General features: G+C 68.9%; 12 protein-coding genes. 5 read left to right on the top strand and 7 right to left on the bottom strand.

All coding sequences use genetic code 11. From position 1 onward, the window contains the following. The first annotated feature begins 26 nt into the window (after positions 1-26). Entirely contained in the window at positions 27-1286 is a 1260-nt protein-coding gene (locus tag ABD716_RS09830; protein WP_344776338.1) for an ABC transporter substrate-binding protein, read from the top strand. 152 nt (positions 1287-1438) lie between these two features. On the opposite strand, the gene ABD716_RS09825 is transcribed toward ABD716_RS09830, so the two are convergent. The 4 genes from ABD716_RS09825 to ABD716_RS09810 are packed head-to-tail and all read right to left on the bottom strand — an operon-like array spanning position 1439 to position 5576. After that, on the bottom strand, positions 1439-2203 hold the full coding sequence (locus tag ABD716_RS09825) for an ABC transporter ATP-binding protein (RefSeq protein ID WP_344776336.1): 765 nt from the start codon (positions 2201-2203) through the stop codon (positions 1439-1441). Beyond that, positions 2200-3153 (bottom strand): ABC transporter ATP-binding protein, encoded by a 954-nt coding sequence (locus ABD716_RS09820; RefSeq protein WP_344777239.1) that lies wholly within the window; start codon positions 3151-3153, stop codon positions 2200-2202. Before ABD716_RS09820 ends, ABD716_RS09825 begins: the two co-directional genes overlap by 4 nt. Before the next feature lie 43 nt (positions 3154-3196). Next, entirely contained in the window at positions 3197-4171 is a 975-nt protein-coding gene (locus tag ABD716_RS09815) for a branched-chain amino acid ABC transporter permease (RefSeq protein ID WP_344777237.1), read from the bottom strand. A 13-nt stretch (positions 4172-4184) separates the two neighbouring features. Further along, positions 4185-5576, bottom strand: a complete 1392-nt coding sequence (locus tag ABD716_RS09810; RefSeq protein ID WP_344776334.1) for a branched-chain amino acid ABC transporter permease — start codon at positions 5574-5576, stop codon at positions 4185-4187. 285 nt (positions 5577-5861) lie between these two features. Between ABD716_RS09810 and guaB the strand changes: the two genes are divergently transcribed. Both guaB and ABD716_RS09800 read left to right on the top strand, forming a co-directional pair. Then, on the top strand, positions 5862-7364 hold the full coding sequence (gene guaB / locus ABD716_RS09805) for an IMP dehydrogenase (protein WP_344776332.1): 1503 nt from the start codon (positions 5862-5864) through the stop codon (positions 7362-7364). A 187-nt stretch (positions 7365-7551) separates the two neighbouring features. Then, complete coding sequence (locus ABD716_RS09800; protein ID WP_344776330.1) at positions 7552-8544, top strand: LLM class F420-dependent oxidoreductase; 993 nt, start codon at positions 7552-7554, stop codon at positions 8542-8544. 118 nt (positions 8545-8662) lie between these two features. On the opposite strand, the gene ABD716_RS09795 is transcribed toward ABD716_RS09800, so the two are convergent. Beyond that, entirely contained in the window at positions 8663-9829 is a 1167-nt protein-coding gene (locus ABD716_RS09795; RefSeq protein ID WP_344776328.1) for a MalY/PatB family protein, read from the bottom strand. A 39-nt stretch (positions 9830-9868) separates the two neighbouring features. Between ABD716_RS09795 and ABD716_RS09790 the strand changes: the two genes are divergently transcribed. Next, complete coding sequence (locus ABD716_RS09790; protein ID WP_344776326.1) at positions 9869-10990, top strand: GuaB3 family IMP dehydrogenase-related protein; 1122 nt, start codon at positions 9869-9871, stop codon at positions 10988-10990. A 15-nt stretch (positions 10991-11005) separates the two neighbouring features. On the opposite strand, the gene ABD716_RS09785 is transcribed toward ABD716_RS09790, so the two are convergent. Together ABD716_RS09785 and ABD716_RS09780 are read right to left on the bottom strand one after the other, a co-directional pair. Beyond that, on the bottom strand, positions 11006-12367 hold the full coding sequence (locus ABD716_RS09785; RefSeq protein WP_344776324.1) for a hypothetical protein: 1362 nt from the start codon (positions 12365-12367) through the stop codon (positions 11006-11008). Then, positions 12364-12972 (bottom strand): RNA polymerase sigma factor, encoded by a 609-nt coding sequence (locus tag ABD716_RS09780; protein ID WP_344776322.1) that lies wholly within the window; start codon positions 12970-12972, stop codon positions 12364-12366. The genes ABD716_RS09785 and ABD716_RS09780 overlap by 4 nt, the downstream gene beginning before the upstream one ends. A 177-nt stretch (positions 12973-13149) precedes the next feature. On the opposite strand from ABD716_RS09780, the gene ABD716_RS09775 reads away from it, so the two are divergent. After that, positions 13150-13683 (top strand): cation:proton antiporter regulatory subunit, encoded by a 534-nt coding sequence (locus ABD716_RS09775; protein ID WP_344776321.1) that lies wholly within the window; start codon positions 13150-13152, stop codon positions 13681-13683. The last annotated feature ends 2 nt before the right edge of the window (positions 13684-13685 follow it).

Genomic DNA, 13685 nt, shown 5'->3' with positions numbered 1-13685 from the left:
CGCACACATTCCTCGTAAGGAGCAGCATGAGCAGCTCGCATTCCCGGCGTCTCGCCGTCGGAGCCATCGCCACGGCCGGGGCTGTCGCCCTCGTCCTGAGCGGTTGCTCGTCCAGCCCGTCGTCGACGTCCGGCTCGAAGGACCTGACGCTCAAGATCGGAACCATCCTGCCGCAGACCGGCACGCTGGCCACCCTGGGGCCGCCCGCGATCGAGGCCACCAACCTCGCGGTCGCCGACATCAACAAGGCCGACAAGGGCATCAAGCTCGACATCACGCAGAAGGACTCCGGCGACACCTCGACGAACATCGCGACGAACTCCGTCACGGCCCTGCTCGCGCAGAACGTCGACGCGATCATCGGCGCCGAGTCGTCGTCGGTCACCCTGACGGTGATCAAGCAGGTGACCGGCGCGAAGGTGCTCGAGTTCTCGCCGGCGAACACGTCGCCCGACCTGTCCGACGAGAGCCTCGACAACGGCTACTTCTGGCGCGACGCCCCCTCTGACGTGCTGCAGGGCAAGGTGCTCGGCGAGAAGGTCGCGAAGGACGGGCACACGAACGTGAGCATCCTCTACCAGAACGACTCCTACGGTAAGGGCCTGCACGACAACGTCGAGAAGGCGCTCGAGGGTCAGGGCGCGAGCATCGCGGCGGACGTCGCCTTCGACCCGAACGCGACCGACTTCTCGGCCGAGGTCAACAAGGTCCTCGCACCGAAGCCGGACGCGCTCGTGCTGATCAGCTTCGACCAGATCAAGAAGATCGTGCCGCAGCTCAAGACGGCCGGCTTCGACTTCCACAACCTCTACGGCACCGACGGCAACTTCGGCGTGATCGACCCGACCACGAAGGACGTTCCGAGCATCGAGGGCGCCCAGTTCACGAACCCGGGCGTGCAGACCTCAGACGACCTGAAGAGCCGCCTGCAGGCGCAGGCCAAGAAGGACGGAGCCAAGGAGCTGCAGGCCTGGTCCTACGCTCCCGAGTCGTACGACGGTGTCGTGGTGCTCGCCCTTGCCGCGCTCAAGGGCGGCGCGACCGACGGCACGACGCTCAAGAACAACCTGCGCGCCGTGACCACCGGCAAGACCGACTGCAAGACGTTCGCCGACTGCGCGGACGCTCTCAAGGACGGCAAGTCGATCCACTACCAGGGCCTGTCGGGGCCGATCTCGTTCCAGAAGAACGGTGACCCGGGCCAGGCGTACATCTCGATCTACAAGTACAACGCCGACAACTCGAACTCGTTCGAGGACTCGCAGTTCGGCGACCTGACCAAGTAAGGCCGCTCGAGAAGGGCCCCGGCTTCGGCCGGGGCCCTTTCCTGTGCGCTCGTTCTCTGCGGCGGGCGGTTTAGCGACGCGGCGCGCTCATGCGAAGCGCGGATGCCTTCCGGCATCCGCTCTTCGTCGCATCTAATCGAATCGCTCGCCGCTCAGCCGCCCACGACCGGCGCGCTGTGCGTGGCCGTGTGGTCGGTCGCGAGGGTGCCGAGGTAGAGCTCGATCACCTTGGGGTCGTTCAGCAGCTCGCGGCCGGGGCCGGAGTACGCGTCCTTGCCCTGGTCGAGCACGTAGCCGCGGTGGCAGATCTGCAGGGCGCGCCGGGCGTTCTGCTCGACGAGCAGCACCGAGACGCCGGCGCGGTTGATCTGGGCCACGTTGATGAACGTCTCGTCCTGGCGCACGGGCGACAGGCCGGCGGACGGCTCGTCGAGCAGCAGCACCTGCGGGTCCATCATGAGCGCACGGCTCATCGCGACCATCTGCCGCTCGCCGCCCGAGAGGGACCCGGCCCGCTGGCCGAGGCGCTTGCCGAGCTCGGGGAACAGCGCCGTCACGAAGTCGATGCGCTCGCGGTAGGCCTTGGGCCGCTGGTACGACCCCATCTCGAGGTTCTCCTGAATGGTGAGCGACGGGAAGACGTTCGCGTTCTGCGGCACGAAGCCGACGCCCCGCGAGACGAGCTTCTCGGCCTTGAGCCCCGTGATGTCCTGCCCGCCGAGCACGACCGAGCCGCTGCGGATGGAGACCTGGCCGAACACGGCCTTGAGCAGGGTCGACTTGCCGGCGCCGTTCGGGCCGATGATGCCGACCATCTCGCCCTTCTTCACTGTCACCGAGCAGCCGTTCAGGATGTTGACCCCGGGCAGGTAGCCGGCGACCAGGTCGGTCGTCTGCAGCGCGATCTCTTCGCTCACTTCGAGCCTCCCTCGGTGGCGTCCTCGGTCTCTTCCTCGGTCTCTTCCTCGGCTTCTTCCTCGAGCTCCTCTTCGATCTGCTCGATCAGCTCGTCGGAGATGCCGACCTCTTCGGCGATGGCCAGCTGGCCCGTGAGCGTGCCGAGGTCGGTGTCATGGTGGGCGCCGAGGTACGCGTCGATGACGGCCTGGTCGGCCATCACCTCGCGGGGGTAGCCCTCTGCGACGACCTTCCCCTCGGCCATGACGATCACCCAGTCGGCGATGGTCTGCACCATGTGCATGTCGTGCTCGACGAACAGCACGGTCATGCCGCTGTCCTTCAGCCCGAGGATGTGGCCGAGCAGCGACTGCGTGAGCGCGGGGTTCACGCCGGCCATGGGCTCGTCGAGCATCACAAGCGTCGGGTCGCTCATGAGCGCCCGGGCCATCTCGAGCAGCTTGCGCTGCCCGCCGGAGAGCGAGGCCGCGTAGTCGGATGCCTTCGTGTCGAGCTTGAAGCGGGCGAGCAGCTCCATCGCCTTGTCGGTGATCTCGGACTCGCGCCGGCTCCACAGGAACGGCATCAGCGACGGCAGGAAGCGCTCACCGAGCTGGCCCGTCGCACCGAGGCGCATGTTCTCGAGCACCGAGAGCAGACCGAGCGACTTCGTGAGCTGGAAGGTGCGCACCATGCCGCGGCGCGCCACCTTGTAGGCCGGAACCCCCGCGAGGTCGCTGCCGTCGAAGGTCCAGGTTCCGGTGTTGGGGCGGTCGAAGCCCGTGAGCAGGTTGAAGAACGTCGTCTTGCCGGCGCCGTTGGGGCCGATCAGCGCCGTGATCTTCCCGCGGGGGATCTCGACGTGCTCGACATCGACAGCGGTGTTGCCGCCGAACTGGCGCGTGACTCCGTCGGCGATGAGGATCGGGTCGACCTTGGGAACGCCGGGCCGGATCGGCTCGGTGACGATGGGCGCGGCATCCGCTGCCGGCGCCTGAGCGAATGCGGTCTCGTCAGACACTGAAATGCGCCTCCTTCTTCTTGCCGAAGATGCCCTGTGGTCTGAAGATCACGAGCAGCATCAGCGCGATGCCGACGATGATGAAGCGGACCGGGCCCTGCTGCACCTGCGAGAGCGGCAGCACGTGGGTCGCCGCGAGGATGCCGATGAAGCCGTCGGACAGGTTGAGCACGACCCAGAAGATGATCGAGCCGATGATCGGCCCCAGCACAGTCGTCGCGCCGCCGAGCAGCATGATCGTCCACAGGAAGAAGGTCGTCTGGGTGCCGTAGTTGTTGGGCTGCAGCGATGTCGGGATGATGTTGATGATCGCGCCGAGCGTGCCGAGGATGCCGCCGATGATGAGCGCTTGCAGCTTGAACGCGTAGACGTTCTTCCCGAGCGAGCGCACGGCGTCCTCGTCTTCGCGGATGCCCTTGACGATGCGGCCCCACGGGCTGCGCATCAGCTGCCAGACGAACAGTGCGGCCAGCGCGACGAGCACCCAGCCGACCACGATGACCCAGATGTCGTCGTTGGTGTAGGGCACGACGCCGATCTTGTAGACGCGGTCGGGGAACGGGTTGAGCTTCTCGAAGCCCGCCTCGGCGCCGTTGATGCCGTCGGAGCCGCCGGTGAACGCGGTGAGGTCGGGCGTCTGCACCGTGTATCTGATGATCTCGGCCGCGGCGATCGTGACGATCGACAGGTAGTCGGCGCGCAGCCGCAGCGTCGGGATGCCGAGCAGGAACGCGAACGCCGTCGCGCCGATCAGCGCCGCGAGGATCGACGCCCACAGTGGGAAGCCGAAGCGGGTCGCCGTGATCGCGAAGAAGTACGCGCCGACCGACATGAAGCCCGCCTGGCCGAAGTTGAGCAGGCCGGTGAAGCCGAAGTGCACCGACAGGCCGAGGGCGGCGAGGGCGAACGCGATCGTCTGCGGCGAGATGATCTGGTTCAGCGTGAGGGGGAGGAAGGTCCAGTCCAGCATTGCGTCGTCCTTACCCGATCCGGTCCTTCTTGCCGAGGATGCCCTGGGGCCTCACCAGCAGGATGACGATCATGGCGATCAGCGCTGCGACGAACTTCAGGTTCGCCGGCAGCCAGATCGCCGAGACATTGATGAAGAGGCCGATCACGAGCGAGCCGACCAGGGCGCCGTAGGCCGTTCCGAGGCCGCCGAGGGTGACGGCGGCGAAGATGGCGAGCAGGATCTGCGCGCCCGAGTCCCACTGGATCGTCTGGTAGTAGGCGAGCAGGGCGCCGGCGAGGCCGGCGAGCGCACCGCCCGCCGTCCACACGATGCGGATCACGGATTCGACGTCGATTCCGGACGCCGCGGCGAGCGAGCGGTTGTCGGCGACGGCGCGGGTCGCTTTCCCGATGCGGGTGTTGCCGAGCAGCCAGGCGACGCCCAGCAGCACCACGATCGCAATGATCGCGGCCGAGACATCCGCACTGGTCAGATGGACCGGGCCGATGTTGATCGCCGCCGAGCTGTCCTGCGGGAGCAGCAGCGTTCCGGGCCCGTAGAGGATCTGGAAGAGGTAGCGCACGGCCAGCGAAAGGCCGATCGAGACGATCATGAGCGGGATCAGGGCGACGCGCATGCGGCGCAGCGGCCGCCACAGGCCGAGATCCTGCACGAAGCCGAACGCGCCGCCCAGCACGGTCGCCACGATGATGGCGAGCCAGCCGGGCAGCGGCACGATGCTCGTGAAGGTGTAGGCCATCAGGCCGCCGAAAGTCACGAGCTCGCCGTGTGCGAAGTTGTTCAGCCCCGTCGTGCCGTAGATGAGCGAGACGCCGATCGAGGCGAGGGCCAGCAGCAGGCCGAAGATCAGGCCCGTCGCGAGCGCGGGCCAGATGCGGCGGCCGAAGTCACCGCTCTGCTTCTCGTCGGAGGCCTTCTCGTGGTCTGCCGTCGCCCCTGGGCTCGGCGTCGACGTCGCCTGCTGCTGTTGCTGCTGGGTGGCCGAGATGAAGATGTAGTTCGCGAGCACCTGCTTGTTGCCCGTGTCGACCTCGACGCTCCGCTCGGGCTTGAGCGCGCTCGGCAGGGCGAGGCCCGAGGGGACCTTGCTGACGTCGAGCTTGACGTCGAAGGTGCCGGGGCCGGGCAGGCCGACCTCGACGCGCCCGTCGGCGCCCGTCGAGACCGTCACATCGAAGCCGTTGCCGCTGACCTGGACGGGGATGCCGGGCAGCGGCTTCGCCGGCGGTGTGCTGTTGTCGCGGGCGACGACGAGGATCGACTCCTTCGCCGTCGCCGGGTCGATGGGGGTGCTGGCTGCCGCCGCCGGGCTCGCCGTGAGGCCGAGCGTGAGGGCGACGCCGACCGCTGCCGCGATCATGGTCGCAGCGCGGGCGAGGCGCCGTCGGGTCGTGGGCACTCGACCTCCTGGGTGCGATGGGCGTGAATGCGTACCGAGAAGCTATGGCTCGGATGTATCAGCCGTGTTTCCGGCATGTGCACGTTGAAGGCATCCGCGGGCCCATCGCAGCCCATCGCGTCGGCTCGTGCGCGTACGGGCGCGTCACGCGCGCCCGCGCCCGCGTCACGCGCGTCGCGCCCGCGGGAATCAACTCGCAGGGGCATCCGTTACCATTCAATGAATCCCCGACGGCGTGTTGTGCACGGGGATTTTTCGGTTGGCGCGCGATCACTTAGGGGTGTCATGGACCAGGCAGATCCGTTCGGTTTCGTCGGATTGACTTACGACGACGTCATGCTCCTGCCCGGGGCCACCGACGTCATCCCGTCCGAGGCGGAGACCGCCTCGCGGCTCACCAAGCGGATCACGGTCAATGCGCCGCTCCTGTCCGCCGCGATGGACACCGTCACCGAGGGGCGCATGGCCATCGCCATGGCGCGCGCCGGCGGCATCGGCATCATCCACCGCAACATGTCCATCCAGGACCAGGCCGAGTTCGTCGACAAGGTGAAGCGCTCCGAGTCGGGCATGATCACCAACCCCGTGACGACCACCCCCGACGCCACGGTCGCCGAAGTCGACCGCCTCTGCCGCGACTTCCGCGTCTCGGGCCTTCCCGTCGTCGACGCCGAGGGCACTCTGGTCGGCATCATCACCAACCGCGACATGCGCTTCGTCTCGCCGTTCGAGGCCGAGACGACCCGGGTCGCCGACGTCATGACGCGGATGCCGCTCGTCACCGCCCCCGTCGGCATCGACCCCGACCACGCGCTCGCGCTGCTCGCGCAGCACAAGATCGAGAAGCTGCCCCTCGTCGACGAGGGCGGCAAGCTCAAGGGCCTCATCACCGTCAAGGACTTCGACAAGTCCGAGAAGTACCCGCTCGCCACGAAGGACGAGGCCGGCCGCCTGCGCGTCGGCGCCGCCATCGGCTTCTTCGGCGACGCGTGGGACCGCGCGACCACCCTGATGGAGGCCGGTGTCGACGTGATCGTCGTCGACACCGCCAACGGCGAGAGCCGCGGCGAGCTCGAGATCATCGCGCGCATCAAGAGCGACCCCGCGTTCGCGAACGTCGACGTGATCGGCGGCAACGTCGCGACCCGCTCGGGCGCGCAGGCGCTCATCGAGGCCGGGGCGGATGCCGTGAAGGTCGGCGTCGGGCCGGGGTCGATCTGCACCACGCGCGTCGTCGCGGGTGTGGGCGTTCCCCAGGTGACCGCCGTCTACGAGGCATCCCTCGCGGCGCGCGCGGCTGGCGTGCCGCTCATCGCCGACGGTGGGCTGCAGTACTCCGGCGACATTGGCAAGGCGCTCGTCGCCGGTGCCGACACCGTCATGATCGGGTCGCTGCTCGCCGGCACCGACGAGGCGCCCGGCGACATGATCTTCGTCAACGGCAAGCAGTTCAAGACGTACCGCGGCATGGGGTCGCTCGGCGCCCTGCAGACCCGCGGCAAGAAGACCTCGTACTCGCGCGACCGCTACTTCCAGGCCGATGTGCCGAGCGACGACGCACTGATCGCCGAGGGCATCGAGGGCAAGGTGCCCTACCGCGGAGCCGTCAACTCGGTGGTCTACCAGCTGCTCGGCGGCCTGCGTCAGACGATGTTCTACGTCGGTGCGCGCACGATTCCCGAGCTCAAGGCCAAGGGCAAGTTCGTGCGCATCACACCGGCCGGCCTCAAGGAGAGCCACCCGCACGACATCCAGATGGTCGTCGAGGCGCCGAACTACCGGAAGTAGCCTTCGTTCCGCTGCAACTAGTTCCCGTTCCGGACGTATCCGCCCGCTGCCGCGGGCGCGGCTGTCCGGAACGGGAACTTGTTCGTGGGGCATCCGCACGGCACCGTGCAGACCCGCGTGAGATGGAAACGTTTCCGTTCCGCGCGAGATAGTTCACACGCCTGAATCGAATCGATACGATCGCGACATGCGATTCGGACTCTTCGTTCCCCAAGGCTGGCGTCACGACCTGGTCGGCATCGACCCCGCAGAGCACTGGGCGGTGATGAACGGCCTCGCTCAGCACGCGGATGCGAACGAGCAGTGGGAGTCCATCTGGGTCTACGACCACTTCCACCCGGTGCCCGTGCCGACCGACGAGGCCGTGCACGAGGCCTGGTCGCTGATCTCGGGCTTCGCCGCGGCGACCAAGCGGGTGCGCCTCGGCCAGATGTGCACCTGCATGGGCTACCGCAACCCCGGCTACCTCGCGAAGGTCGCGACGACCGCCGACATCATCTCGGGCGGCCGCGTCGAGATGGGCATCGGCGGCGGCTGGTACGAGCACGAGTGGCGCGCGTACGGCTACGGATTCCCCGAGATCGGCGAGCGCCTCGGGCGGCTGCGCGAGGGCGTCGAGATCATGAAGCAGGCCTGGACGACGGGCACGGCGACGCTCGACGGGAAGTACTACCAGGTCGACGGCGCGCTGTTCCACCCGCAGCCCCTGCAGAAGCCCGGCATCCCGTTCTGGATCTCGGGCGGTGGCGAGAAGGTCACGCTCAAGATCGCCGCGCAGTACGCGCAGTACACGAACTTCGCGGGCGACCCCGAGGGCTTCGCGCGCAAGAGCGCGATTCTCAAGGACCACTGCGAGAAGCTCGGCACCGACTTCGACGCGATCGTGCGCTCGGCCAACTACAACGTCATGGTCGGCGAGTCGCAGGCCGACATCGACCGCCAGCTCGACGAGCTCGAGGCGCGCGTGCGCCCCTACCTCGGCGACGCGACCGACGGGTTCATCGGCGAGTACCGCAGCGAGAACGCGCTGGCGGTCGGGACGCCCTCGCAGATCGTCGAGCGACTGCAGAAGCAGGCGGAGGCGGGCCTCGGCTACGCGATCTTCTACTTCCCGAACGCCGCGTACTCGACCGACGCGATCGAGCTGTTCGAGAAGGAAGTCCTGCCGCAGCTTTCGTAGCGCCGACCCAAGGACCGCCCGTTGCGCTGCTCGGATCCTCTCCGCGCCGCTCGGATCCGAGCAGCGTCGAGCGGATTCGAGCAGCGCAACCGCGTGAGGGGAGAGATCGGGCGGATGCCTACGCGGCAGCGGCAGCCGCGGCCGCGAGGCGGTCGACCGCCTCGACCAGAAGCTCGGGGGCGCACGCGATGTTCATGCGCGCGAACCCCTGGCCCTGCCGGCCGAAGTGCGGGCCGTTCGAGAGGGCGACGCCGGCCTTGCGGCGCAGCACGCGCGCGGGGTCCTCGCCCCAGCCGTACTCGTTCAGGTCGATCCAGGCGAGGTAGCTCGCGTGCGGCTCGCGGTAGCGCGCGAGCGGCAGCTTCTCGGCGAGCTGCTGCGTCAGCAGCCGGCGGTTCGCCTCGATGGCGGCGATCGTGCCGTCGAGCCAGTCGCGTCCTTCGCTCAGGCCGACCCGCGTCGCGATGGCCCCGAAAAGACCGGTGCGATAGACGACCTCTTCCGGCAGGGAGCGGATCAGCGCACGCATCCGATCGCCCGCGGCCACGAACAGCGCGCACTTGAGCCCCGCCAGATTGAACGCCTTGCTCGCGGAGTGCGCGGCGATGCCGTGCTCGCGCGCGGCATCCGACACGTCCAGATAGGGCGTGAAGGCGGCATCCGTATGCGTCAGCGGTCCGTGGATCTCGTCGCTCACGACGAACGCGCCGTGCCTCTCGACGATCGCCGACAGCTGCTCCAGCCGCTCGCGCGAGTGCACGAGGCCGAGCGGGTTGTGCGGGTTGCAGAGCAGGATGCCGCGGGCGCCGGCCGCGAGCGCGGCGTCGATGCCCTCGAGATCGAGCGCCCAACTCTCGCCGTCGTCGACGAGCGGAACCTCGACGACCGTGCCGCCCGCCTCCGGCACGAACTGGAAGAAGGGCGGATAGACCGGTGGGGTGATGATGACGCCGTCGCCGGGCTCGATGAGACGGCGCAGCGACTCGACGACCACGACGCTCACGTCGGTCGTGGTCTGCATGTATTCGGGTGACGGATGCCAGTCCCAGCGGTCCGCGGCGAAGTCGGCCAGCGCCCGCGCCGCCGCCCGGCCGCCGGAGCGCGGGTCGACGTAGCCCGTGTCGCCCAGTTCGACCGCCTCGTGCAGGGCGACCTTGATGACGGGGGCGAGCGGGTAGTCCATCTCGGCGACGAACATCGGCAGCATGTCGTCGCCGAACGCCCGCCACTTCGAGCTCGTGCGCTGCCGAAGACGATCGAGAGGTTCCGCGCGAGTGGGCTCCATGGGGCCAGCCTATTTCGGGGCGGTCGCTAGGCTGTCAAGGTGACAGAGATCGAGATCGGCGTCAGCAAGCGCGGCCGTCGGGTGTACGCGTTCGACGATGTGGCCGTGGTGCCGAGTCGACGCACCCGCGACCCCGAGAACGTCAGCGTCACCTGGCAGATCGACGCGTTCACCTTCGAGACGCCGATCATCGCGGCGCCCATGGACTCGGTCGTCTCACCGGCCACCGCGATCAAGATCGGTGAGCTGGGCGGCCTCGGCGTGCTCGACCTCGAGGGCCTGTGGACCCGCTACGAGGACCCGGAGCCCCTGCTCGCCGAGATCCGCTCGCTGCCGGTCGAGAGCGCGACGCAGCGCATGCAGCAGATCTACTCGGAGCCGGTGAAGGCCGAGCTGATCCGTGACCGGCTGGCCGAGATCCGCGCGGCGGGGGTCACCGTCGCCGGCGCGCTCAGCCCGCAGCGCACCCAGCAGTTCTATGAGACGGTGCTCGCCGCCGGCGTCGACCTGTTCGTGATCCGCGGCACGACGGTGAGCGCCGAGCATGTCGCCAAGCAGCGCGAGCCCCTCAATCTCAAGAAGTTCATCTACGAGCTCGACGTGCCGGTCATCGTGGGCGGAGCCGCGACCTACACCGCGGCCCTGCACCTCATGCGCACGGGCGCGGCCGGTGTGCTCGTCGGCTTCGGCGGGGGAGCGGCCTCGACGACGCGCCTCGTCACCGGCATCCACGCCCCCATGGCGACCGCGGTCGCCGACGTGGCGGGCGCACGCCGCGATTACCTCGACGAGTCGGGCGGCCGCTACGTGCACGTCATCGCCGACGGCGGGCTCGGCAGCTCGGGCGACGTCGTGAAGGCCATCGCCTGCGGGGCGGATGCCGTCATGCTCGGCTCGGCGCTCGCGCGCGCCTCTGAGGCGCCCGGCGGCGGCTGGCACTGGGGCGCCGAGGCGCACCACCCCGAGCTGCCGCGCGGCCACCGCGTGCAGGTCGGAACGGTCGGCTCGCTCGAAGAGGTTCTCTACGGCCCGGCGGCGGTCGCCGACGGCACCGCGAACCTGATCGGCGCGCTGCGGCGCTCGATGGCGACCACCGGCTACTCCGACCTCAAGGAGTTCCAGCGCGTCGAGGTCGTCGTCGCGCCGTACCTCGGGGGCTGAACCCGAGCTCGGGCGTCATCGCCGAGTCGATTCGGCGATCGCCTCGAGCTCCGCGAGCGCAGTGGTCGCGCCGACCGAGCTGTTCCCCATCGGCTGGATGACGGTAACCATCGCCCCGTCGATGACCGCGTCCGCCCAGCATCCCACGTTTCCCATGCATGCGTAGCGTGCGGCATCGAGACCGGGGACGCCTGCGGTGGAGAGCTGCGTGATCGTGACCGGGGCGGATACGGCGTCTTCGGACGCGAGGGGGACGTCCCACGCCCAGGAGCCTGCACCCGGAACCACCACCACAGTCGGAGCATCGGCGTTGCCCGAGTAGCAGGAGAAGGCTCCGCTTTGCTTCGTCGCATACCCGAAGCCGGGCAGATACGCGTCCGTGCCATCCGTGCCGGCATCGAAGGTGTAGGCGGGGGTTGCGATGTGCGCAGAGAGTGCCCTGGTGAACGCGGCGCAGTCGGTCATGCCGGTCCACCTCGACGCGGGAGCCGACACGGCCTGGGGAGGAGTCCCTTGCGCGGTGACCCTGGCAATGACCGAGCGAGCGAGTGCGGCGAGGCCGTCGGCGTAGGCTGCCGGTTCGGGCTCGTGCCCAGCCGTGGACGAAGCGCGCACCGTGAACCATATTCCGTCGCTCAGAACGTCGAGTTCGCATCCGGAAAGGGCATCGGTGTGCGCGCACCGGGTAAAGCTGTCGTCTCCAATGGAAGTGGAGGCGAGGTGGGTGTAGTCGGCGCTACTCACCGACTGTGCTTTCGCCTCCTGGAACGCGCTGGCTGCGTCCGGCAGCACGGCGAGCTGGATTCCCCATATCGACTGAGTCGCTTCGCCATGCCAGCGGCAGGAGTAGTAGCCCGATTCAGCGGCGGCGATGTTGGAGATCAGCGCCGGAGGAGCGACGTTCTCTCCGGGCGCAATGCTGGCGGCGGTCACGGAGGATCCCGTGGGCGGATTGACGCCGTATGACAGCGGCGCGAGCGGTTGAAGAGTCAGGCCGGGCGCGAACGACGCAAGGACCGTCGGATCGAATTGCTCACTGCATGGCAGGTCGAACGCCGCCGGGGCGGGCGTGGATGTCGGCGTCAGCGTCAGCGTCGGCGAAGGCGTCGGCGCTGTGGCGTTTTCCTGTTCGTGGGTGGCGGTCGGCGCCGGCGCTGGGGCGGCGGCGAGCCACTGGGGTGCTTTCAGTACGCCGGCGGCCATGGCGACTGACGTGCCGCCCGCCAGTACGACGAGCAGGCCGAGCGTGCCCCCGATGGTCCACCCGCGGCGGCGCCTCACTGCGGCCTGGTCCGCGGCGATCGCCTGGTGGATGTTCGCCTTCATGCGCGAGATCTGCGCGTCGGTCGGTCCGAGCGGGGTCTGGTTCTCGTTCATGCCCGGCCTCCGTTCTGGTAGTCCTTGAGATCGCCGCGCAGCGCCTTGCGCACGCGGCTCAGGCGGTTCCGGACCGCCCCGTGGGTGAGGCCCAAGCGGGCAGCGGCGTCGGCGTAGCCCACTCCGTCCTCGATGCACAGCCGGTAGATCGCCTGATCGGACTCGGACAGGCCGGCGACGGCGGCCGCGATCGCGTCGGCGAGCCGAGACTGCTCGAAGCGCTCCTCGGCGGTGGGGCCGGCATCGGGCCGTGCCTCGAGCTCGGCCTCCGCCAGATGCGCCTGGCGTGCGGCATCCGATCGCAGCCGGTTCAGGGCGACGTAGCGCGCGGTCGCAAGCAGCCACGGCAGCAGGGATTCGACCAGCTCAATGGATGCCGCGCGCCGCCACAGCGTCACGAAGACCTCCTGCGTGATCTCCTCCGCGTCGGGGGTCGACCTGACCCGCGCCAGCGCTGCCCGGTAGACGGTGCGAACGTGGCGCTCGTAGAGCAGGTCGAAGGCGTCGCTGTCCTTGGCGACGAGACGGCGGAGCAACCCGATGTCGGTGCCGGGCTCGGCCAGCAGCGCCGCCGCCGGGCTTCCGCCCCCCTGTGAATCGCTCATACCCGAATAGTGTCGCGGTCGGCCCGATCGTCTCGGGCAGGACCACCCCACCTTTGGGTGGGGGGCGAGCCGCGTCAGGGCGGGGCGGGCGCAAAAGGCGCTGTGGGAGCTCACATCATCACCGCACAGCCCTTGCCTAGACTGTTCGGACCGCCAAACGCATGAGGAGTGCACGACATGGTCGACGTCCGACGAGTGAAGCTGCCCGGGGTGGGGGTGCTGCACAGCTTCGTCGCCGAAGACGGCGGGAAGATCGGGGTGATCGCGCACCGCAGCGGCGCCAACGACCTCATCACCTTCAGCGACGCAGAGAACCCTGACGAGGTCACCAAGATCAGCATCCGCCTCAACGAAGACGAGGCGCACACGCTCGCCGAGCTGCTCGGCGGCACGCAGATCACCGAGAGCCTCGCGGCGCTCGACCAGATCCCGGGGCTGTCGATCGACTGGTTCACCGTCGACTACGACGACCACATCGCGGGCCAGCCGCTCGGCGCGCCCGCCGACCACGGCCTCATCGGCCTGACCGTCGTCGCGGTCGTGCGCGGCGAGGCCGCCAACCCGGGGCCGGGCCCCGACTTCAAGGTCTTCCCGGGCGACACCCTCGTCGTCGCGGGCAGCCCCGAGAAGGTCGCGAAGGCCTTCGAGTTCTTCCGCACGGGCACCGTGGCCGCGCGCCAGGCGCTCTCCGACGCCCCGCCCGGGACCTGACC

Origin of the sequence: Gryllotalpicola kribbensis (assembly GCF_039538245.1) — a bacterium.
GTDB classification, from domain to species: Bacteria; Actinomycetota; Actinomycetes; order Actinomycetales; family Microbacteriaceae; genus Gryllotalpicola; species Gryllotalpicola kribbensis.
The sequence above is the reverse complement of the archived record's forward strand: the minus strand, read 5'-3'. Positions and strand labels throughout refer to the sequence as shown.

Coding starts and splice junctions, on each gene's coding strand:
- ABD716_RS09830 (WP_344776338.1), top strand. CDS start 27: ATGAGCAGCTCGCATTCCCGGCGTCTCGCCGTCGGAGCCATCGCCACG.
- guaB (WP_344776332.1), top strand. CDS start 5,862: ATGGACCAGGCAGATCCGTTCGGTTTCGTCGGATTGACTTACGACGAC.
- ABD716_RS09800 (WP_344776330.1), top strand. CDS start 7,552: ATGCGATTCGGACTCTTCGTTCCCCAAGGCTGGCGTCACGACCTGGTC.
- ABD716_RS09795 (WP_344776328.1), bottom strand. CDS start 9,829: ATGGAGCCCACTCGCGCGGAACCTCTCGATCGTCTTCGGCAGCGCACG.
- ABD716_RS09785 (WP_344776324.1), bottom strand. CDS start 12,367: ATGAACGAGAACCAGACCCCGCTCGGACCGACCGACGCGCAGATCTCG.
- ABD716_RS09780 (WP_344776322.1), bottom strand. CDS start 12,972: ATGAGCGATTCACAGGGGGGCGGAAGCCCGGCGGCGGCGCTGCTGGCC.
- ABD716_RS09775 (WP_344776321.1), top strand. CDS start 13,150: ATGGTCGACGTCCGACGAGTGAAGCTGCCCGGGGTGGGGGTGCTGCAC.